The following is a 20,784-nucleotide window of genomic DNA, read 5'->3' as shown; positions in this document are numbered from 1 at the left end:
AATCAGTCACGCCCAGCAGTACCTACTGAGCGTTGAATTTCTTCAGCTGTTTTAAGCCTTGAATAAGGAAGGGAATATCAAGCTGTTGATCAACGCCAAAGCCCTCGGTGGCGGAAATATGTTTATAACTACCGTCGCTGTTGAGCAGCGTAATGCGGTCTTTACGCATGGCAATAAATACGCCCTGCGAGTAATTGATATTCGCCATGGCGTCGGTGTGAGTTAGGCTGTTAGCGATAAGGGCGGCGCGAGCTAACTCATCGCAGCCCCAATATTCGCTAAGCACTGTGGCGATAATATCTTGTGGCTGGGCAATGAGCGTACTCTGTTGTAGCTGAGGGTCATTGCTCCATAGCTGTGAAATAGCGGTGATACGAGAAGGGTGCTCAGCCTCCAGAGCAAAGGCAAACACCTTACGTTGGCCATCTAGTGGTGCGGTATTATCCTGATCGATGCGCACTCGAGGCGAGGGATCGCTGTGGATAAAACGGTAGGCATCGATATTGGTATCGAAGGTGATAGGCGTGCGGCGCCACAGAGGGTCAATACTGTCTTTAGTGAGACTCTGACGATAGTAGCTAGGCAGCCCATACACTAAATTGAACAACGCATCTTGCTTGGCAACCGGGTGTAGTAGCTTTGCTGCAGGTTGCAGTGCAGGGTTTGCAGCGACAAACTCGGCTAGTTGCTGGGTGGACGAGAACACTCGAATATCGACTTGCGGCGCATCGGCGTCAAGTTCACAGCTCGGTAAGGTTGCGGGCATGACAAAACTAACAGTTGGGCCATTAACATTGACCTGGCGTGCTTGCTCATATTGCTCAAGATCTAATAAATCGTTTTTTGCCAGTAGCGACTTGGCTGTTGTCGGATAAGACAGGGGTAACATATTGTCTTGTTTAGTAATATCAAACTCTAGTGCAGCGTCCGCCCAAATATGAATACTGTGGCTTAGCGCAAAACACAGCACCAACGAAGCGGAGATATATCGGCCAAAACGAAGTCGTTTTAACTGCGCTAGGTGGTGCCAAGCATAATTACTTATCAGCAACTGATAGGCGAGTATCATCAAAATTAGGGCGCTCACCAGCAAGGTCGACAACGCGGGCGTGTTGGTTACGTTGCGCCAAAATAACGATAAGATCTCCCCAAGTGCACTGTAATTTAGATGATACCCGAGGTTGTAATACACGAACGCATCGACCGCCAGTAGCGTCATACCTGCCGTGGCAAGTACCGAGGCCATACCGCGAATATGTCTGGGATAGGGGAAGATAAGTGACAATGGGAAAATAGTCAGCACAAAGGCTAAAAAGGTAATAAAGGCGGTGTGGCTGAGCCACGTAACCACCATATAAACACTGCCAATAGCTGTTGTTGGGGCGGCATCAGCAAAGAGGTAGGCAAGGCTAATAACCAGCGCAAGACCAATATTCGCCAAGGTAAACCAATGGCCCCAAGCAAGAAGCTGACTCGCTTTTGAGGCGAATTGATTTTGCGCAGATAAGTTCATTACCTTACTTTACCGAGTCGGCAAGGGCGTTGGCAAAGTTTTGTGCAACTGAGGCCCTTTTTGCTTCGGGCACATGCTCTTTAATAATATGCGTGATAGTATTGCCCAAACACATCAGGCTTAAATCTACCGGCGCCTTCTTTTCGGCAAGGACAGCAACTAGCTGGTCGACAAGTTGTTCTACTTCTTCATTAGTATATTTAGATAACGCTGGCATCGGTGGATTTCATACTGATTATATATTCTTGTATTTTAACACCGCAGGAGTGAAAAACAAAGATGAGCACTGAGGTTAAAAAGCTGGTTGTGCACTACGTCGACAAAGAAGACGACAGTACCCAAATTCATTTGCGCAACGACGAAATGCCAATTAATGATCGTGTAAACGTGTTTATTGAACAGCTCCACCATGCTTATAACGGCAAACCTGGAAAAGGCTTTTGCGCCTTCAGCCCTGAGAAAAGCAGTGTGGTTGCCAGCAGTATGCAAAGTTATCGAAATAACGAGTTGGGATTTTGGCAGGTTACCGAGCAAGCGGCGAGTGTGCTAAAAGAAGAGCTCGATAAATACGCTTTCAATGAAAGTGGTTATTTAGTTTTTTGCCATTATCAATATGTTGCCAGTGACTATATTTTAATCGCGCTTATTAATATTAAAGAGCATTATACTATTACCTCCGAGCTTGATTTGGCGGCGTCTCGCCATTTAGATATTACCCGCATGCAATTGGCAGCGCGTATTGACCTTGCCGCGTGGGATACACAGCCCGAGGATAATCGCTATATCTCCTTTATTAAAGGTCGCGCAGGGCGCAAAGTAGCCGACTTCTTTTTAGACTTTTTAGGGTGCGAAGAGGGCATTGATCCGAAGCAGCAAAGTCGCTCTATGCTTAGCGCCGTAGAAGATTACTTAAGCGAGCAAGAGCTAGATAAAGAAGAAAAAGATGAGCGCCGTCGCGAGGTGTTTGACTACTGTAGCGACAGAATCAGTAGTGGTGAAGATGCCAACATTGAAGACATAGGGCGCGCTATCAGCAAAGATGATGAGCAAAGCTTTAACAGCTTTTACGAGCAGCAAAGCTATGATTTGGCTGAATCTTTCCCGGTGGATAAAAAGACCGTAACCGGCATGGTTAAACTCTCGGGCATGGGTGGCGGCGTGAGCGTGGGGTTTGAGCGCAAGCATCTAGGCGAGCGAGTGATTTATGATCCAGTCAACGACACCTTGACTATCAAGGGCGTGCCGCCAAATTTAAAAGATCAACTCGATCAGCTCGCTGATGAGTCTTAGTACTATACAGTGGGGTTAACGTCCACTGGTAACTAAGCGTTATAGAGATACAAAAAAGCCGCTGTGAAAACAGCGGCTTTTTTTATGATGGTACAAGCGCCTTAGTCGTTGACTGTCTGTGCTTGATGCTCATCTTGGTGTGTAGCGTGTGCCACCTTGGTGTCAGTGGACACTGTCTTCGGCGTTGCTGCATCGGCGTAAGCATGGCTTACAGGTGCAACCGAACCAGGCTTCAATGTGCTGCTTTGAAGCGTCATACGCGCTTCGCTTGGCATGGCTTTCGGCACTTCAGAAGTAGCCACCAATGCTACCGCTTGTGGTTGTGTCGCAGGCGCACTGGCATGACCTAAAGTTTTGCTTACAGCGGGTGTTATCGCTCGCTGCGGCTCAGGTGCAGGCTCAGGCTCAGCTGAAGGCTCTGCCGTTTCTTGCTCAACTACGGCTGCGGGTGCAGGTTCAGCTGACGGCTTATCTTCTGGCTCTGATGGTGCTTGCTGTTTCGCTTCGTTAGACGCGGATGCTTCAGCGGCCTCAGGCTGCTGTGCTGATTCTCCGGATTCTACTTCAGTAACGCTTTGCTCAGGTTGTGCCTCGGCTGCTGGCTCATCAGTGTCAATGATTTGCTCAGCGGCGGGAGCGGTCTCTTCTTGCACGGCCGCGACCGGAGTTGCTTCAGCTTCTATAGCCGGGGCTTGCTCAGCGGTCTCTTGCGTACCGTTAGCAGGCGCTGTTTCTGCTGCTGCGTTGTCTGCTGCTGCAGTCGTTTTTGTATCGTCGTTCACTTGCTTTGGCGTGTCATCGCTTGGTTGTTGCGACTGCTCAGCCATGGCTTGATCTGCGACGGGTACAAATGCCGGTGAATCACTGTCACCTTCTTGCTTATCACGACGGCGGCGTTGACCAGCTGCGCGTAAGTGACGTGGTGAACGGCGAGTACGGGTACGACCCTCTTTTTCACCTTCACCTTGCTCATTACTCTGCGTTTGCTCGTCAGTGGTTTGCGGTGCTTCGTCAAGCGATGCTTTCTTTGCAGCCACATCATTGTGCTTTTGCGCAGTTTCTTGCTGCTTTTGCTCTTTACCTTGTGTTGGCTTAGTTGGCTTATCCGCCTTCTCAAGTGCCTTTTCTGGCTGAGCTACAGCTGCTTGCTGCTCAGGGTTTTCAACAGCAGCAGCTGGCTTTTCTTCGCTTGCAGTGTTGTTCTGAGTGTTTTCTACACGTACTTTTTTACGCAGGTTGCGACGTTGGCGACGCTGCTTTGGCTTCGCTTGCTGTTGCTCGTCGCTTTGCGCGTCTTTGGCAGTGTTCGCAATATCTTTGCTTTCTTGCTCGTTGGTGGTGTTGTTGTCGTTGCGGTTATCGCGACGACGGTTTTGACCGCCACGACGACGCTTATTGCGATTACCACCGCGTTCGCCACCGCGCTCGTTTCGATTATTGCTTTCTTCAGCCTTATCTTTATCTTGCTCAGCAACTTCGGCGTTTTGCGTGCGCGGACTTTTTGGCTTATTGCGCGATTGGTTATTACGACGACGCTGGTTATTGCGGCGACGATCACCACCGCCACGACGCTCGTTATTGCTCTGTTGTTTGCGTTGCTTATCTTGCTCTGGCTGCTCTTGCTCATCACTAAACAAGCTCTTCAACCATTGCCCGATACGGCTTAGTAAACCTGGCTCTTCTGTGGCTTTGGGTTGCGCTTTAGGGGCGCTCACTGGCGCCGGGTCCTTCGGCATAACCACACCCTTAAGCACTGGCTCTTCGCGCTTCGGTGCGACAGGTGCGCGTGAGTATTCGACTGCTTCCGCCTCAGGCTCAGCAATCTGCTCGTAGCTAGCCGCTTCTAAGGTTTCATCTTTACGTAAACGCACTACTTCATAGTGAGGTGTTTCCATGTGTTGATTTGGAATGATCACTACATCACAGTTATGACGTTTTTCGATTCGTTGTACGCTGCGGCGTTTTTCATTTAACAGGTAAGCACCGACGGCAACAGGGACCTGGGCATTCACTTGTGAGGTGTTGTCTTTGATTGCTTCTTCTTCAATCAAGCGCAAAATTGAAAGCGCAATGGATTCGTTTGAGCGGATAGTGCCTTGGCCACTACAGCGTGGGCAGGTGCCTTGGCTCGCTTCACCAAGAGAAGGGCGCAAACGTTGACGCGACATTTCCAACAGGCCAAAACGTGAAATCTTACCGATTTGCACGCGGGCACGGTCTTGGCGTGCAGCGTCTTTAAGGCGGTTTTCTACTTCACGTTGGTGACGTGGAGGAGTCATATCGATAAAGTCGATTACGATCAGACCACCAAGATCACGCAGGCGCAGTTGGCGGGCGATTTCATCGGCTGCTTCTAAGTTGGTGTTCAAGGCCGTTTCTTCGATATCACTGCCTTTGGTTGCCTTTGACGAGTTGATATCAATAGACGTCAGGGCTTCAGTTGGGTCAATAACGATTGAACCACCTGATGGTAAGCGCACTTCACGCTGGAACGCTGACTCAATTTGGCTTTCGATTTGGTAATGAGTGAACAAAGGCACATCGTTTTGATACAACTTTACACGGCTCATGAAGTCAGGGCGGAAGCGCTCAATATGCGCTTTGGCTTCTTCAAATACCTTTGGCTTATCAATTAGGATTTCACCAATATCACGGCGTAAGTAATCACGAATAGCGCGGAAAATCACGTTGCTTTCTTGGTGAATCAAGAAAGGGGCTTTATCGCTATCAGCTGCTTCTTTGATTGCTTGCCAGTGAACCAGCAGGGCCTTAAGGTCATAGTCAAGCTCTTCGAATGATTTACCAACACCAGCTGTGCGGACAATCAACCCCATACCTTTAGGCAAATCTAAGCGGCTAAGTGCGTCTTTTAATTCGGCACGCTCTTCACCTTCGATGCGACGAGAAATACCGCCGGCGCGAGGGTTATTCGGCATCAGTACAAGGTAGCTACCAGCAACACTAATAAAGGTAGTCAGAGCCGCGCCTTTTTGACCACGTTCTTCCTTATCAACCTGAACAATGACTTCTTGACCTTCTTTGATCACGTCTTTGATGTTTGGGCGACCGTTGAAGGTATAACCGCTAGGGAAGTATGTACGAGCGATTTCTTTTAGAGGTAAGAAACCGTGGCGTTCGGCGCCATAATCAACAAAAGCGGCTTCAAGTGAAGGTTCGATGCGGGTAATTTTACCCTTGTAAATATTGGCTTTTTTTTGTTCGTGTCCAGGGCTTTCGATATCTAAATCATACAGGCGCTGGCCATCAACCAGTGCAACGCGCATTTCTTCTTGCTGCGTCGCATTGATTAGCATACGTTTCATATTGTTACTCTTAAATTCTGTGCATAGTGCCCGACCACTTAGGTCTTTCGGCGCTCTTATTTTTGTCTTCGGTGCAGTCTCACGACTGGGCTTTTAACGCAAAAGCTTAACGTTCTAGTTTCACCTTGTGTTGCAACTGGCGATAAAAATAGCGGCCAAAAGGGCCTTATTTGCCACGCTCAATGCGTGGACTTTACGCAGTGCAGTTTATCTTCAACAAGATGACTGTGTCGTTTTTACCGATACACCTTCACGGTGGTCGATAGCATTATGTTCATTGTCTACATTAGTGGTATTTGCCCTAAGCATGTGCTTAATCAAAGCAAAAACCCATCGTTTTATTGTTCGTTTCCGCTTGCCCTTTTGGGCGCTTGCCACTTGCGGTCGCAGCCAGCGAAGCAATCTATTACGCGCATTGCTTGCTACTGCCGTCACGTGGGTTCTGGGTGATAAAAGCTGTGGAAATACGAGCTCGAATCTGTATGATCGCTTTCCCAGAATGTGTTTCACGCAAGTTTGGCCTAAGCCAATGGCAACGTAAACAACTACCGCTTAACGGTGGTTTTACGTGCTTGGATTATCCCATTAAAACCGCTGCGTTAGCAACTAAATTATGACTCAAATCAGTGATTAGGCAATGAAAGACTCCATAGGCACTCAGGTAAGCTTTGTAACAGTCGATGAAGACTACAGCGGACAGCGCATCGACAACTTTTTGATTACCAAACTAAAAGGGGTGCCCAAAAGCGCGGTATACCGTATTTTGCGCAAAGGCGAAGTGCGGGTGAACAAAAAGCGGGTGAAGCCGGTGTATAAGCTGCAAAGCGGCGATACTGTGCGCATTCCGCCGATAAAAATTGCCGAGCGTCCTGAGCAGCAGGTACCTACTAATCTTGATAAAGTGAGCAAGCTCGAAGACGCTATTTTATTCGAAGATAAGTACCTTATTGTCATCAATAAACCCGCAGGTATGGCGGTGCATGGTGGCAGCGGCTTAAGTTTTGGCTTGATTGAGGCGTTACGAGCGCTGCGTCCGCAGGAGAAGAGCCTGGAATTAGTGCACCGCTTAGACCGTGACACCTCCGGGTGTTTATTGATTGCTAAAAAACGCGCGGTGTTAAAAGGCTTGCATGAGCAACTGCGAGAAAAAACCATGGAGAAAAACTATTGGGCGCTGGTTGCCGGACAATGGGATGCTAAGGTGCGCAATGTGACTGAGCCGCTCAATAAAAATACGCTGCAATCCGGTGAGCGGGTGGTGCGGGTTGACCATGAACGGGGTAAAGCGTCCCATACTCGTTTTCGCGTGCTCGAGCGTTTTGAACAGTGCTCCTTGGTACAGGCATCGCCTGTGACCGGGCGGACCCACCAAATCCGCGTGCACACCCAGTGCAAAGGCCACCCGATTGCCTGTGATGATAAATATGGCGAGCAAGTATTTGATACCGCGATGCGCGAATCAGGCCTGAACCGCTTGTTCTTGCACGCTCGCGAGCTGCGTTTTATTCATCCTAAAACGGAAACCACTTTGGCACTTGAAGCACCGTTAGACAAGGCATTAACGCATTGCTTGGAGAAGTTACGTCGTGCTTAATAGCAAAGAGCTTATTATTTTTGATTGGGACGGCACGGTGATGGACTCGGTAGGCAAAATAGTTGCCACCCTGCAAGGCGCTGCGCGTCATTTTAGCGTGCCAGAACCCACTGATGAGGCGGCCAAGAATATTATCGGGTTGAGCTTAGAAACCGCGATTGCCACGTTATTTCCCGAGCACAGTCAACTCCACACCGACCTGGTGGCGCGCTACAAACATCACTATGTGTATGAAGATAATACGCCAACGCCACTTTTTGCTGAGGTTGAAACGACCCTTGCAGCGCTTAAGAGCCAGGGTTATCGGCTGGCGGTGGCAACGGGTAAAAGCCGCAAGGGGTTAGACCGTTTACTCGCTGAGTCTCAGTTGGCTGATTACTTTGAGTGTACGCGCACCAGTTGTGAGGCTCATTCAAAACCACACCCCGATATGCTCGAGCAAATTTTAACAATGTGTGATGTCAGTGCCGATAAAGCACTGATGATTGGGGATACGCAAATTGATATGCAACTGGCGGCCAATGCCAAGGTCGATGCCGTGGGAGTTACCTTCGGGGTGCATAATGCCGCGCAGTTGCAACAGTTTTCCCCCGTTGCAACCGTCGATCATTTCAGCGAGTTGCGCACGTTATTACAGCGCTAGCGGGTCAATTTGCCAATTCAGTAGCATGGTGTTGAGTTGCAACAGCGGTAGCCCTATCAGGCTATTAGCGTCATTCCCTTGCATGCGAGCAAATAAACAAATCCCTAAGCCTTCGCTTTTAAAGCTGCCTGCACAATTAAGCGGTTGCTCTTTAGCAATGTAATTGGCAATTTGCTGCTCGCTTAGGGTGCGAAACTGCACCGTAAAAGGTTCGACAACTACTTGGGTCTTATCCGTTTCTAAATCAAGCAATGCCAGCGAAGTTAAAAAAGTGACTTCATCGCCACTAAAGCGCGCCAGTTGTTGCTGAGCTCGAGCAACCGTATGCGGTTTTCCTAAAATGTCGCCTTGATGCACAGCGACCTGATCAGAGCCTATTACGATGCCTTTGTTATAGTGTTGGTGTGCGGCATTGGCTTTGGCGAGGGCGAGGCGGCGCACTAATACTTCAGGGGCTTCATTGTGTTCAGGTGTTTCATCAATATCTGGGGAAAAATGAGTGAATTCTGGGATAATTTTTTTTAATAATTGCTGCCGAAACGGCGAACTAGAGGCTAAGATAAAAGCTAATTTCATGGCCCGATCATCGATTTGTTAAACATCGACCTTAGAATACGGCGCAATCGGGCGAAAAACAAAAGGAAAGTCGAATTTTATTTTGACTCTACTAGCAACTATCTATATGATGCAGCCCCTATGCAAAAGGTGAAGATTCCCGTCACCCTTGACCCGGGCAGGGCCGCAACACGCAAGTTAGAATATGACGGCGTGATTCGGCTTGAAGAACTTTCTCGATTCGAGCAAGTTGTGCTGGACTCAAGTGGTGAGATAGCGGTACATGTTCATTGCAAACATGACGAGCAAGGTTTAACGGTGCTGTCGGGGTCGATTAAGACCACGGTGACACTAACCTGTCAGCGTTGCAATGAAGAGTTTAGGTTGGATTTGGATCAACACTTTGCTTATACGCCAGTTGGCATAGGTGCAGAGTCTGGTGATCTTCCGGATTACTATGATGTCGTGGAGCTAGATGAGAACGGCGAAGTCAACCTTCGGAAATTAGTGGAAGATGAGTTGATATTGGCTATTCCTATCGTGCCTATGCATGACGAAGCATCTTGTCGATACTCTGAAGAAGCGAAAAGCTTTGGAGAGATCGAGGCAGAAGATGAAAAACCAAATCCATTTGAAATTTTGAAACAACTTAAGAAAGATTCTTAGGAGAAGGCTAATGGCGGTACAAAAAAGCAAAAAGTCTCGTGCAAGACGTGGTATGCGTCGTTCACACGATGCGATCAGTGGTCCAGCTCTAACAGTTGATAAAGTGACTGGTGAAACTCACCGTCGTCACCACGTCACTGCAGACGGCTACTACAAAGGCGTTAAAGTAGTTTCTAAGTAAGAGATTGCTTTATGCAACGCAGTCTAACCATTGCGTTAGATATGATGGGGGGCGATTACGGCCCCCGTTCATCTATCCCCGCCGCAGTTGAAGCGGTTCATCTACACCCAACACTTACCCTGATCCTCTGCGGTAATGAGCAGTTATTACAAGAGCAGCTTTCTCAGCTCGATGCACTGCAACATCCACGATTAAAAATTCAGCACTGCACGCAAATCGTCACCAATGCTGACGAGCCAGCTTCTGCGCTGCGTAATAAAAAAGACGCATCAATGCGTATCGCCCTCGATTTAGTCAAGCAAGGTAAAGCACAGGCTTGTGTTAGTTCAGGGAATACCGGCGCATTATTTGCTATGGCCCATTATGTGCTAAAAATGCTGCCTGGTATTAAACGCCCAGCGCTGATCTCATCGGTGCCCACTGAGACCAAAAAACCGGTTTATTTACTTGATTTAGGCGCTAACGTTCACTGTGATGCCCATACTTTGTACCAATTTGGCATTATGGGATCGGTGGTTGCTCGGGAGTCACAAGATATCGAGCACCCCCGTGTGAGCTTGCTTAATATCGGTTCGGAAGACATTAAAGGTCATGAAGGCATTAAAGAAGCGGCGCAGATGATGCAAAAGAACCCCGCGCTTAATTACACTGGTTACAGCGAGGGCAGTGATATTTTTAGCGGCAAGTCAGATGTGATCGTGTGTGAAGGATTCGTTGGTAACGTGGCGCTCAAAACCTGCGAAGGCATTGCTAAATTGATTATGCACAAGATGACGCGTGCATTGAAAAAGCATTTGCTTTATCGCGGTTTGGCGCTAATTCTTATGCCTGTCATAAAAAAAATATATAAAAAGGTGAACCCCGACCAGTATAACGGTGCATCTTTGGTAGGATTGCGCGGTATAGTGGTTAAAAGTCACGGAAATGCCTCAGCGAGTGCATTTCTTGCGGCAATTAATGAGGCTGTAAGGGAAGTGCAACGACAGTTGCCAGAGAAGATACAAACGGCCTTTGCAGAGCATGAACCCATGCAAGACGCGAGTTAAGCGCTGCGCCAACCTCCCTCCTCATTAACTGCCTGCCAATATTCGCGAACATCGCTAAAACAAACGAAAAGAGCAGCATATGTCTGAAAAAATCGCAATTTTATTTCCAGGTCAAGGCTCCCAGAGCGTTGGTATGTTAACCGAGCTATTGGCTGAGTCGAGCACTGTGCAAGAGACCTTCCGTGAAGCGTCTGATGCCCTTGGCTATGATTTGGCTGACTTGGTACTTAATGGTCCACAAGACAAGCTAAACGAAACCCATCGTACGCAACCAGCACTCCTGTGTGCATCAGTGGCTATTTTCCGCCATTGGCAACAGCAAACAGATCAAGGGCACGAGTTGGTGCTTGCTGGGCACAGTCTAGGCGAGTATTCAGCGCTGGTGTGTGCTGGGGTATTAAGCCTGGCCGATGGCGTGAAACTTGTAGAAAAGCGCGGCCAATACATGCAGCAGGCGGTTCCTGCTGGCGTCGGCTCAATGGCTGCGATTATTGGTTTAGATGATGATGCAATTGCCAAAGCGTGTGCCCAGAGCGCGCAAGATCAAGTGGTTGCGCCGGTGAATTATAACTCACCAGGCCAAGTGGTGATTGCCGGTAACAAAGAAGCCGTAGAGCGCGCCAGTGAAGCCTGTAAAGAGGCCGGAGCGAAACGTGCATTGCCACTTGCTGTGAGTGTGCCATCGCATTGTGAGTTGATGAAGCCAGCGGCAGAGCAATTAAAGGCTGATTTAGATGCGTTGGCGTTGCAAGCACCTAAATACAGTGTCATTAACAATGTTGATGTCAGTGCCGAGCAAGATATTGAAGCAATCAAAGATGCCTTGGTCCGCCAGCTGTATTCACCTGTACGTTGGACTGAAACCATGCAAGCGATTGCAAAACAGGGCGTGACACAAGCGTATGAATTTGGCCCAGGTAAAGTGCTTACAGGGCTGGTGAAACGAATTGATAAATCAGTTGCATGCAGTGCAGTGAATGATATCGCCAGCATTGATGCAGCGAAATAAAAGAGAACAATGATGGCAAATTTATTTTCCTTAGAAGGCAAAGTTGTATTAGTAACGGGCGCCAGCCGAGGTATCGGTAAAGCGGTCGCTGAATTACTCGTAGAGCAGGGCGCCACGGTTGCCGGCACCGCGACCAGCGACAACGGTGCAGAAAAAATTTCTACATACTTAGGTGAAAACGGTAAAGGCTACAAGCTAAATGTCACGGACAGTGATTCTATTGCTGACACGTTAGCAGCCATTAAAGCTGATTTCGGCGATCTTGATGTGCTTGTTAATAATGCCGGTATCACCCGCGATAACCTCTTAATGCGCATGAAAGACGATGAGTGGCAGGATATTATCGACACCAACTTGTCGGCTATTTATCGTTTATCGAAAGCAGTGTTGCGGCCAATGATGAAGAAAAAGTCAGGGCGTATTATTAACATCGGCTCGGTTGTTGGCACCATGGGTAATGCTGGGCAAGCAAACTATGCCGCTGCCAAAGCGGGTGTTATCGGTTTTTCAAAGTCTTTAGCCCGTGAAGTGGCTTCGCGCGGCATTACCGTAAACGTTGTGGCTCCAGGTTTTATTCAAACAGATATGACTGATGAGCTGACTGATGAGCAAAAAGCGGCTACGCTTGCCAATGTACCGGCAGGACGTTTGGGACACCCGTCTGAGATTGCCGCTGCGGTTTGTTATTTAGCCTCTGATGCCGGCGCATACGTTTCTGGTGAAACTTTGCATGTAAATGGCGCAATGTACATGGTGTAAAGGCTAAAACAGCCGTAAAAAGGTCGCAAAAACTCGGCTCAAAACGTTGAAGTTTTTGTGATCTTGCTTTAAACATACTTGAAATCGCTGTGAAAATGGGCGATAAAAGGGCAACTTTTGAATCTTAGAGGTTTGACCAGCCAAAAAACTCTGGGCAAATCCTTGAATCAGACAAATATGCTGCGTAAACTACGCCGCAATCTGAAAAATAACGCAATAGCGTTTAAATAAAGGAAAGAAGAATGAGCGACATCCAAGAACGCGTAAAGAAAATCATCGTTGAGCAGCTAGGTGTTAAAGAAGAAGAAGTAAAGCTTGAAGCGTCTTTCGTTGACGATCTAGGTGCGGACTCTCTTGATACTGTTGAGCTAGTAATGGCGCTAGAAGAAGAATTCGATACTGAGATCCCAGACGAAGAAGCTGAGAAGATCACTACAGTTCAAGCAGCTATCGATTACGTTACAGCTCACGCTGAGTAATCAACGCATTTCTATTTAAGGGCAGCATTCAGCTGCCCTTAGTCTATCTGAGACTCCCATCACATATTCCCTTTTGGAGGACACCGTGGCTAAACGTCGAGTCGTAGTGACTGGCTTAGGTATGCTAACGCCGCTGGGTAACGATGTAGCGTCTACCTGGCAAGGCTTATTAAATGGACAAAGTGGCATTGGCCCTATCACCCATTTTGATACAACAGATTTTGGCACCAAGTTCGCCGGTTTAATTAAAGATTTTGATGCCACTGATTACATGGCAAAAAAAGATACCAAGAAAATGGATTTATTTATCCAATATGGTATCGCTGCAGGCCTTCAGGCGTTGGACGATTCTGGCTTAGAAATCACCGAACAAAATGCTGATCGCGTTGGTGTAGCTGTAGGTTCTGGTATTGGTGGCTTGTCTCTGATTGAAGAAAACCACGAAAAGCTGCTAAATGTAGGCCCGCGTAAACTGTCGCCTTTTTATGTGCCATCGACCATTATTAATATGATCTCTGGCCATCTATCAATTATGAAAGGTCTGCGTGGACCGAATATCTCCATTGTTACCGCCTGTACGACTGGTTTGCACAATATTGGTCATGCAGCGCGTATGATTGCCTATGGCGATGCTGATGCCATGCTTGCCGGTGGTGCTGAAAAAGCATCCACGCCAATGGGTATGGGCGGCTTTAGCGCCGCACGAGCGCTCTCCACTCGCAACGACGACCCGCAAGCGGCGTCACGTCCGTGGGATAAAGACCGCGATGGTTTTGTACTCTCTGATGGTGCAGGTGTGATTGTGCTTGAAGAGTATGAACATGCTAAAGCGCGAGGCGCTAATATTTATGCTGAGCTCGTCGGTTTTGGTATGAGCGGCGACGCTTTCCATATGACTTCGCCGCCAGCGGATGGTGCTGGTGCTGGTTTATCAATGGCTAATGCTATAAAAGATGCAGCCGTGAACCCAGAACAAGTGGGTTATATCAATGCGCACGGAACGTCGACCCCAGCAGGTGATAAGGCAGAGACCCAAGCCGTGAAAAATGTCTTTGGTGATGCCGCCAATAAAGTCATGGTCGGCTCTTCGAAATCGATGATGGGCCACCTTCTAGGTGCGGCGGGTTCTGTCGAATCAATCATCACTATCCTATCGCTGCGCGACCAGCAGGTGTCACCGACCATTAATTTGGATAACCCGGACGAGGGCTGTGATCTTGATTACATTGCCCATACTGCGCGAGATGCAAAACTTGATTATGCGCTGTGTAACTCGTTTGGCTTTGGTGGTACTAACGGTTCATTGTTATTCAAAAAAGTATAAAGTGAATCCCTAGTCACGGCATAGACCGCACTAGGGCGATACTGGTACTATAAGCTCGGTTATGACCGAGCTTTTTTATATGGATAAAACAATAATAAACGGCCAAGTGGCCACTTCTTTAAGTATCAATGATCGTGGGTTGAATTATGGTGATGGTTTTTTTACCACCGCTAAGGTCAGCCAGCGTGAGGTTGAACTGTGGCCTTTACATATTGCTCGGTTGCAACAGTGTGCAACCCGCTTAGGCTTCCCTGAATTAGACATAGCTGCCCTCGAAGTAGATGTAGATGCTTTAATAGCAATAGCCCCAAGCGATGACTATGTTCTTAAAATAGTGTACACACGCGGCAGTGGCGGGCGTGGTTACGCTCCACCAACAGATGCCCACATCCAGCGTATTGTGCGCTTAATGCCATACCCCACTCAGTATCAAACATTGGCAGAGACCGGCTTGAGCTTGTCGATTGCGCAGACCCGTTTAGCACAGCAACCGCTGTTAGCAGGATTGAAAACGCTTAACCGTTTAGAGCAAGTATTGGTGAAGCAAGAAGCCGCAAAAGCATCCAGTGATGATATGCTAGTACTTGATACAACTGATAATGTTATTGAGACTTCCAGCGCTAATTTGTTGCTGTATCAACAAGGCCAGTGGTTTACTCCAAAACTCGACCAAGCGGGAGTAAAAGGGGTGTATTTAACGCATTTAAGCCAACATTTAGCTGTGCGCGAGCAACGTGTAAACTTGGCTACACTCTTCAGTGTGGATGCCTTGTATTGTTGTAACAGTTTGATGGGAGTGATCCCTATAAAGCGCTTGGCACATCACGACTACAATGTAGATATTAGTAAAAGCGTGCTCACCAAAGCACTGAATAATAAGGGATTGGGTTAATGTTACGGGTAGTCATATCGGTGTTGTTGTTAGCCATTGTTGCGACGGCAACGGGTTACTATCAAATTAAACAAGCTATGGTGGCACCACTGCATTTACCTGAATCTCAGTTGGTGGAGGTACACAGTGGCACCGGGTTCAATCAACTGTGCCGCCAGTGGCAGCAAAAGCAATGGCTTGATAGCTGCTGGCGATTCCAAGTATTAGCCAAGCTTGACCCCACGTTAACTGATCTTAAAGCCGGACTTTATCAGCTCAATCCGGGCACTGCACTTGCCGCATTTAGACAAATTAGCCAAGGCAAAGAGCACCAGTTTAGCTTCACCATTATTGAAGGCGATAACCTGCGCCAGGTGCTAAGTCGACTTCAGCGCGCTCCCTATATAGAAAAGCCGTTGCATTGGGGCGACGAATTTCTTGGAAAGCCGCTGGATGAGCAGCTGGAAGGGCGTTTTTTTCCCGATACGTATCATTATCATGGCGGAGACCATGCCGTGCAGGTGCTGACTCGCGCCTATCGTAAAATGGAAAGTGAATTAGACCAAGCGTGGCAGCAACGTAGTAGCAGTTCGCCACTCAATAGTGCTGATGAGGCATTAATTTTAGCCTCAATTATAGAGAAAGAAACCGGTGTCGCTGGGGAGCGGGCGTTAATTGCATCGGTGTTTGTTAACCGTCTTAACAAAGGCATGCGCTTGCAGACTGATCCTACGGTTATCTATGGTATTGGCCCTGAATTCGATGGCAATATTACCCGCGCCCATCTACGTGAAAAAACGCCATATAATACCTATCGTATTGATGGCTTGCCGCCTACGCCCATTGCCATGCCGTCAAAAGCGGCCTTATTGGCAGCGGTGCAACCGCAACAATCAGACTATTATTATTTTGTCGCCAAGGGCGATGGCAGTCATCAGTTTTCTAAACGGCTTGAAGATCATAACCGAGCCGTACGTCAGTATCAGTTAAAGAGTCGAAATGACAGCTAAGTTTATTGTAATTGAAGGCCTTGAGGGGTCGGGAAAGTCGACGGCAATGAAAATTTGCGCCGACACTTTGGCGCGCGCCAACATTGACTATATTACTACCCGCGAGCCCGGTGGCACGCCCGTGGCTGAGCAGCTGCGCACTATTGTTAAACATGCAGAGAAAGAATCCATTAGTACGCAAACCGAGTTACTATTGATGTACGCTGCACGCTCGCAGCTATTGGAAAATGTGATTCGCCCGGCGCTTGCCAGTGGCCAATGGGTGCTTGGCGATCGTCACGATTTATCATCACAGGCTTATCAAGGTGGCGGTCGACAAATTTCTTGTGAAGTGATGAACTTCCTTAGCCAGTATGTACTGGCCGATACTCGCCCTGATCTTACTGTGTATTTAGACATCGAACCTGCTTTAGGTCTGGCTCGTGCTCGAGGCCGAGGTGAGTTAGATCGCATCGAGCGTGAAGACTTAAGTTTTTTTGAACGAACACGCGCGCGCTATCTTGAACTTGCTGAACAGGATGAACGCATTGTTGTTATTGATGCCTCTCAAGCAATTGAAAAAGTGCATCAGGATATTGAGCACACGCTCTGTGAGTTTATAGCGAGACGATAATGTACCCATGGTTAAGTGCTATTGGGCAACAGTATGCCCGCCAGTTTGCGCAAGGGCGTTTGCACCACGCACATTTACTCTACGGTCCACAGGGCGTTGGTAAAAGGGCACTTGCTGAGTATTTAAGTGAGGCGCTGTTATGCCACCATAATGAGGGTATGCACCCCTGTGGACAATGCAAAAGCTGTCAGCTCAACCAAGCAGGCACACACCCAGATAGCTTAGTGTTGAGCGATGAGGGGGCCTCTATCGGGGTCGACAGTGTCCGTGCCATTAGTGATTTCGTGCATCACAGTGCGCAGCAAGGCGGGGCTAAATGTATCATTGTCCCTGAGGCTCAACGCATGACGGTGGCGGCCAGTAATGCTTTGTTAAAAACGTTGGAGGAGCCTAACGCACACTGTTACCTGTGGCTATTAAGTTCAGACAGTGCCACGTTGCCGGCAACGATTCTAAGCCGCTGTGCTAAGCAACACGTATATGTGGATGATGAGCATGCAGTGCAGCAGTGGTTAACTCACCATGCGGCGATGGCAATGGCAAGCGCCTTTGCAAAGCATTTTATCTCGCAACCTTTGTTACTAAAGCACTGGCAAGATAATGACGAGCTAGAGCAAATTCAAACCTTGTATCAGGCAGTTAGCCAGCTACAAAATAGCACAGATGGGCACAAGTTAGTTGATATTTTGACGCAAAACTCACAATATATTGCTATCTTTAGGCTGTTTGTCAGCCAATTTTTATTGCAACAGTCTCAAAAAGGGGCCAGTTTTGCGTCGCTGCAACGTTGTGAACAGCAATTGCAACGCTTTAGTGAAACGTTAACACAGACCTCAGGACTGAATATTACTTTGGCGGTGTCGCAGTTGCTGCGCACCCTAAGACGAGAATTCCAATAATAAAGGAGCCAATGTGCAAGAGCTACTTGTAGAATTAGACGATTTGGATGAGTTGTATCGTTGTTATATGCCTTATATAAAAAGTGGCGGCTTGTTCGTGCGCACCAACATGAATTACGAAATGGGCCAATCGCTGGCGCTACGCGTTACCTTGCCAGACTCGCTCGAAGACGATGTGGTCACTGGGAAAGTCGTGTGGGTGACGCCTATTGGCGCGCAGAGCTCTAACCCCCCGGGTATCGGCATCGGTTTTATCGACGATAAGACGCATGTGCGCGACAAGATCGAAAAAATGCTCGGCACTATGTTAAACTCCGGCAATCCAACGTACACCATGTAAGGCCCAAGGCCTTACATCAACCAAGCAGTATTTCATGATTGTAGATTCGCATTGCCACCTCGATAAACTTGACTTTGATAAGCTAGACACCGACTTAGACGGTGTTTTACAACAGGCGCGAGAGCGTGATGTTGAACACTTTTTGTGTGTTAACGTGACCTTGGATAAATTTCCACAAATGCTAGAGACGATCGCTCCTTACGGCGATGTATCGGCATCTTGTGGGGTGCATCCATTGGACCAAAAAGACGCGCTCAATATTGACCAGCTCCGACAATTGGCTGCCAGTGATAAGGTCGTTGCCGTTGGTGAAACTGGACTTGATTACTATTACAGTGCTGAAACCAAGCCAGTACAACTAGAGAGTTTTGTCGGCCACATTGATGTCGCCAACGAGTTAGATAAACCGCTTATTATTCACACTCGAGATGCGCGCGAGGACACCATTAACCTCATGCGCGAACACCACGCTGAACGCTGTGGTGGCGTGTTGCATTGCTTTACTGAAGATTACGACATGGCAAAAAAAGCCATGGATTTGGGCTTTTATATCTCTATCTCCGGAATTGTGACATTTCGCAATGCTGAGCAGTTACGTGATGTCGTTAAGCAAATTCCGCTCGACAGGTTACTGATTGAGACCGACTCGCCTTATTTGGCACCGGTGCCGCATCGTGGGAAAACCAATCAGCCTGCGTATGTGCAGGATGTAGCCTACTTTATTGCTGAGCTTAAAGGCATCAGTTATAAAGAGCTGGCAACGGCCACTACAGACAACTTTTATCGCTTGTTCAACCGTATTCCTCGGCGTTAATTAGGGTAGGGCCGGCGCAATGACATCGTTCCCAGTGTTGCTTTTAGGCCCTGTGGTGCGCCGCGCTGAGAAGCAGCAAATCCGCATCCAGCTGGCGACCTCCCAGGCGTTAGAGCCAGTGTTTAAGCTTCATCAGCACCCCAGTGAGCAACACACCGAAACACTGCGCCTGGGAGAGCATTTATACCTCCATAACTGTACCCTTACGCCAGTGAATGGCGCATTTAGTACCGGTATCCACCTCGCTTACAGCCTGTATTTTGGTACTGAAGCCCATGATTTGAGTGATTATTGTTACGCTGATACCCGGGCGCCAAGTGTACTTATCCCGGAGCAACTGCGCTCTGTGCTTCATGGCTCGTGCCGCAACCCTCATCACTACAGTGAAGATGCCCTCGTGCAGGGCGATAAGTTAATGCAGCAAAGTCATAGTAATGCCGAGAAAAGACCCCAGCTGTTGCTCCTTAGCGGCGATCAAATTTATGCTGACGACGTGGCTGGGCCGATGCTGCTGGCTATCCACCAGCTGATTGAGCGTCTCGGCATTTATCGCGAGGGTGAGCAGCTGATAGCGCTCAGCCAACAAGTACAAGATGACTTGTATAATCGTGCTTGTAAATTGCCCCATACGCCATGGCAAAAGCGCTCGAAGTGGCAATTAGGCTATTGGCTGCGCCGCGACGAGCCGCACTTTAGTAGTGTCAAAAGTGCCAACCACTTAGTGCATTTTGAAGAATTCATAGCGCTTTATCTATTGAGCTTGGGAGCACCGTGTTGGCAACTAATCGACACCGAGCAACTTCAACTCAGTGACAGTCACCCCCATTACCAAGCCTTCCAACAAGAGCGCACCCACGTGCTTGATTTTGCAGCCTCGCAGCCTTATGCGGCGCGGCTATTTGCTCATGTGTCGAGTTTGATGATTTTTGACGACCATGATGTGACTGATGATTGGAACCTTACCGCAAATTGGGAGCAAGCGGTGTATACCCACCCGGCTAGCCGTGCGATTATCGGCAACGCCATGCTCAGCTATGCGTTGTTTCAGGGTTGGGGGAACTGCGCCAGTGACACGCCATGGCCATTCTTTGAGGCATTGAAAAAAGCCCGAGGGGATGGCTTTTGGCATTTAGCGCCACTGTATAAGCCATTATTAAACTACGACTATTGGCACTATGAATTGCCAACTAGCCCTAAGGTTGTGGTACTTGACACGCGCACCCACCGCTGGCGTAACGAACAAGATTTTGACGAACCTTCAGGGCTATTAGATTGGCAGCGACTACTGGAGTTGGAGAACAGTCTTCAGGGCTCGGAGCAAGTATTACTGGTATCGCCTGCGCCGGTATTTGGGGTTAAGTCCATTGAAGCTATTCAAGCAGTGTTTACTCTGTGTAATCAGCCGCTAGTGGTGGATTGTGAAAACTGGATGGCACATGAGGGATCAGCTAAAAAGCTGCTGAATATTTTCCGCCGTTTAGATACGCCCCAGGAAACCATTATTCTCTCTGGCGACGTTCATTATTCGTTTTGTTTTTCGGTGCGGGCGCGTTTCTCCGAACGAGAAAACCGCATTTGGCAACTAACCGCTAGCGGCATTAAAAACGAATTTCCACGAAAGCTGATTAACGTGCTCGACAAGCTTGATTCGATTTTGTACTCACCACGAAGCCCACTGAATTTATTCACTAAACGCTGGCAAATGAAAGTTGATAAACACGACACCACCTCTGGGCCACAAAAGCATTTGGTCAGTCATGCAGCGATTAGTCTTGTGGAGCTAGAGCACGGCAAATTGTGTCGTTATCGACTGTTACACAGTGACAACAGTGTCACCGAATATGAGCTAGATTAG

The 20,784-nt window shown here is 48.2% G+C and carries 21 protein-coding genes; 17 read left to right on the top strand and 4 right to left on the bottom strand.

The genetic code is table 11. The features are described 5' to 3' along the window. Positions 1-22: 22 nt before the first annotated feature. Positions 23-1,513, bottom strand: coding sequence for a DUF3413 domain-containing protein (locus tag W04_RS11300; protein ID WP_022945969.1), 1,491 nt, complete (start codon positions 1,511-1,513; stop codon positions 23-25). A 4-nt stretch (positions 1,514-1,517) separates the two neighbouring features. Further along, on the bottom strand, positions 1,518-1,730 hold the full coding sequence (locus W04_RS11295) for a DUF1414 domain-containing protein (RefSeq protein ID WP_022945968.1): 213 nt from the start codon (positions 1,728-1,730) through the stop codon (positions 1,518-1,520). A gap of 62 nt (positions 1,731-1,792) precedes the next feature. Between W04_RS11295 and yejK the strand changes: the two genes are divergently transcribed. Then, positions 1,793-2,803, top strand: a complete 1,011-nt coding sequence (gene yejK, locus W04_RS11290) for a nucleoid-associated protein YejK (protein WP_053910909.1) — start codon at positions 1,793-1,795, stop codon at positions 2,801-2,803. Between the two features lie 101 nt (positions 2,804-2,904). Here the strand turns inward: yejK and rne are convergent, their stop codons facing one another. Continuing rightward, positions 2,905-6,126, bottom strand: coding sequence for a ribonuclease E (rne, locus tag W04_RS11285; RefSeq protein WP_053910908.1), 3,222 nt, complete (start codon positions 6,124-6,126; stop codon positions 2,905-2,907). Between the two features lie 637 nt (positions 6,127-6,763). On the opposite strand from rne, the gene rluC reads away from it, so the two are divergent. Together rluC and W04_RS11275 are read left to right on the top strand one after the other, a co-directional pair. Continuing rightward, positions 6,764-7,720 (top strand): 23S rRNA pseudouridine(955/2504/2580) synthase RluC, encoded by a 957-nt coding sequence (rluC, locus tag W04_RS11280; protein ID WP_045978430.1) that lies wholly within the window; start codon positions 6,764-6,766, stop codon positions 7,718-7,720. Then, positions 7,713-8,363 carry an HAD-IA family hydrolase gene (locus tag W04_RS11275; protein ID WP_269432204.1) on the top strand — a complete coding sequence of 217 codons (651 nt, stop codon included), beginning with the start codon at positions 7,713-7,715 and terminating at the stop codon, positions 8,361-8,363. The genes rluC and W04_RS11275 overlap by 8 nt, the downstream gene beginning before the upstream one ends. Here the strand turns inward: W04_RS11275 and W04_RS11270 are convergent. Continuing rightward, a complete protein-coding gene (locus W04_RS11270; RefSeq protein WP_053910907.1) occupies positions 8,352-8,939 on the bottom strand; it encodes a nucleoside triphosphate pyrophosphatase in 588 nt (195 codons plus the stop codon). The genes W04_RS11275 and W04_RS11270 overlap by 12 nt on opposite strands. Positions 8,940-9,059: 120 nt before the next feature. Between W04_RS11270 and yceD the strand changes: the two genes are divergently transcribed. The 14 genes from yceD (at position 9,060) to W04_RS11200 (ending at position 20,784) form a co-directional block, all read left to right on the top strand. Further along, a complete protein-coding gene (gene yceD, locus W04_RS11265; protein ID WP_022945961.1) occupies positions 9,060-9,584 on the top strand; it encodes a 23S rRNA accumulation protein YceD in 525 nt (174 codons plus the stop codon). Positions 9,585-9,594: 10 nt separating this feature from the next. After that, positions 9,595-9,765, top strand: a complete 171-nt coding sequence (rpmF, locus tag W04_RS11260) for a 50S ribosomal protein L32 (RefSeq protein WP_045978428.1) — start codon at positions 9,595-9,597, stop codon at positions 9,763-9,765. 11 nt (positions 9,766-9,776) lie between these two features. Continuing rightward, positions 9,777-10,811, top strand: coding sequence for a phosphate acyltransferase PlsX (gene plsX / locus W04_RS11255; protein ID WP_022945959.1), 1,035 nt, complete (start codon positions 9,777-9,779; stop codon positions 10,809-10,811). 79 nt (positions 10,812-10,890) lie between these two features. Then, on the top strand, positions 10,891-11,820 hold the full coding sequence (gene fabD, locus W04_RS11250) for an ACP S-malonyltransferase (RefSeq protein ID WP_022945958.1): 930 nt from the start codon (positions 10,891-10,893) through the stop codon (positions 11,818-11,820). A gap of 12 nt (positions 11,821-11,832) precedes the next feature. Continuing rightward, positions 11,833-12,579, top strand: coding sequence for a 3-oxoacyl-ACP reductase FabG (gene fabG, locus W04_RS11245; RefSeq protein WP_053910906.1), 747 nt, complete (start codon positions 11,833-11,835; stop codon positions 12,577-12,579). 242 nt (positions 12,580-12,821) lie between these two features. Beyond that, complete coding sequence (acpP, locus tag W04_RS11240) at positions 12,822-13,058, top strand: acyl carrier protein (protein ID WP_022945956.1); 237 nt, start codon at positions 12,822-12,824, stop codon at positions 13,056-13,058. Between the two features lie 85 nt (positions 13,059-13,143). Then, positions 13,144-14,382 (top strand): beta-ketoacyl-ACP synthase II, encoded by a 1,239-nt coding sequence (gene fabF, locus W04_RS11235; RefSeq protein ID WP_045978427.1) that lies wholly within the window; start codon positions 13,144-13,146, stop codon positions 14,380-14,382. 79 nt (positions 14,383-14,461) lie between these two features. Continuing rightward, complete coding sequence (pabC, locus tag W04_RS11230; RefSeq protein WP_157576422.1) at positions 14,462-15,274, top strand: aminodeoxychorismate lyase; 813 nt, start codon at positions 14,462-14,464, stop codon at positions 15,272-15,274. Then, on the top strand, positions 15,274-16,263 hold the full coding sequence (mltG, locus tag W04_RS11225) for an endolytic transglycosylase MltG (RefSeq protein WP_053910904.1): 990 nt from the start codon (positions 15,274-15,276) through the stop codon (positions 16,261-16,263). The genes pabC and mltG overlap by 1 nt, the downstream gene beginning before the upstream one ends. Then, complete coding sequence (gene tmk, locus W04_RS11220) at positions 16,253-16,876, top strand: dTMP kinase (RefSeq protein WP_053910903.1); 624 nt, start codon at positions 16,253-16,255, stop codon at positions 16,874-16,876. The genes mltG and tmk overlap by 11 nt, the downstream gene beginning before the upstream one ends. Continuing rightward, positions 16,876-17,775, top strand: a complete 900-nt coding sequence (gene holB, locus W04_RS11215) for a DNA polymerase III subunit delta' (protein WP_053910902.1) — start codon at positions 16,876-16,878, stop codon at positions 17,773-17,775. Before tmk ends, holB begins: the two co-directional genes overlap by 1 nt. Positions 17,776-17,788: 13 nt before the next feature. Beyond that, positions 17,789-18,115: a PilZ domain-containing protein gene (locus tag W04_RS11210; RefSeq protein ID WP_022945950.1), complete on the top strand. Its 327-nt coding sequence runs from the start codon at positions 17,789-17,791 to the stop codon at positions 18,113-18,115. A gap of 34 nt (positions 18,116-18,149) precedes the next feature. Continuing rightward, positions 18,150-18,929 carry a TatD family hydrolase gene (locus W04_RS11205; protein ID WP_053910901.1) on the top strand — a complete coding sequence of 260 codons (780 nt, stop codon included), beginning with the start codon at positions 18,150-18,152 and terminating at the stop codon, positions 18,927-18,929. Between the two features lie 19 nt (positions 18,930-18,948). Continuing rightward, the gene (locus W04_RS11200; RefSeq protein ID WP_053910900.1) at positions 18,949-20,784 is read left to right on the top strand and encodes an alkaline phosphatase D family protein; all 1,836 of its coding nucleotides are present in this window, start codon (positions 18,949-18,951) and stop codon (positions 20,782-20,784) included.

The sequence above is a fragment of the Pseudoalteromonas sp. SW0106-04 genome, from assembly GCF_001293805.1.
GTDB classification, from domain to species: domain Bacteria; phylum Pseudomonadota; class Gammaproteobacteria; order Enterobacterales; family Alteromonadaceae; genus Pseudoalteromonas; species Pseudoalteromonas ruthenica.
This window is presented reverse-complemented; position numbering and strand designations above follow the sequence as displayed.

Excerpts from the sequence above, each read along its gene's own strand:
- W04_RS11300 (WP_022945969.1), bottom strand. The coding sequence starts at position 1,513 with ATGAACTTATCTGCGCAAAATCAATTCGCCTCAAAAGCGAGTCAGCTT.
- W04_RS11295 (WP_022945968.1), bottom strand. The coding sequence starts at position 1,730 with ATGCCAGCGTTATCTAAATATACTAATGAAGAAGTAGAACAACTTGTC.
- fabD (WP_022945958.1), top strand. The coding sequence starts at position 10,891 with ATGTCTGAAAAAATCGCAATTTTATTTCCAGGTCAAGGCTCCCAGAGC.
- W04_RS11205 (WP_053910901.1), top strand. The coding sequence starts at position 18,150 with ATGATTGTAGATTCGCATTGCCACCTCGATAAACTTGACTTTGATAAG.
- W04_RS11200 (WP_053910900.1), top strand. The coding sequence starts at position 18,949 with ATGACATCGTTCCCAGTGTTGCTTTTAGGCCCTGTGGTGCGCCGCGCT.
- holB (WP_053910902.1), top strand. The coding sequence starts at position 16,876 with ATGTACCCATGGTTAAGTGCTATTGGGCAACAGTATGCCCGCCAGTTT.
- acpP (WP_022945956.1), top strand. The coding sequence starts at position 12,822 with ATGAGCGACATCCAAGAACGCGTAAAGAAAATCATCGTTGAGCAGCTA.
- W04_RS11270 (WP_053910907.1), bottom strand. The coding sequence starts at position 8,939 with ATGAAATTAGCTTTTATCTTAGCCTCTAGTTCGCCGTTTCGGCAGCAA.
- fabG (WP_053910906.1), top strand. The coding sequence starts at position 11,833 with ATGGCAAATTTATTTTCCTTAGAAGGCAAAGTTGTATTAGTAACGGGC.
- yceD (WP_022945961.1), top strand. The coding sequence starts at position 9,060 with ATGCAAAAGGTGAAGATTCCCGTCACCCTTGACCCGGGCAGGGCCGCA.
- plsX (WP_022945959.1), top strand. The coding sequence starts at position 9,777 with ATGCAACGCAGTCTAACCATTGCGTTAGATATGATGGGGGGCGATTAC.
- rne (WP_053910908.1), bottom strand. The coding sequence starts at position 6,126 with ATGAAACGTATGCTAATCAATGCGACGCAGCAAGAAGAAATGCGCGTT.
- rluC (WP_045978430.1), top strand. The coding sequence starts at position 6,764 with ATGAAAGACTCCATAGGCACTCAGGTAAGCTTTGTAACAGTCGATGAA.
- rpmF (WP_045978428.1), top strand. The coding sequence starts at position 9,595 with ATGGCGGTACAAAAAAGCAAAAAGTCTCGTGCAAGACGTGGTATGCGT.
- tmk (WP_053910903.1), top strand. The coding sequence starts at position 16,253 with ATGACAGCTAAGTTTATTGTAATTGAAGGCCTTGAGGGGTCGGGAAAG.
- pabC (WP_157576422.1), top strand. The coding sequence starts at position 14,462 with ATGGATAAAACAATAATAAACGGCCAAGTGGCCACTTCTTTAAGTATC.
- yejK (WP_053910909.1), top strand. The coding sequence starts at position 1,793 with ATGAGCACTGAGGTTAAAAAGCTGGTTGTGCACTACGTCGACAAAGAA.
- mltG (WP_053910904.1), top strand. The coding sequence starts at position 15,274 with ATGTTACGGGTAGTCATATCGGTGTTGTTGTTAGCCATTGTTGCGACG.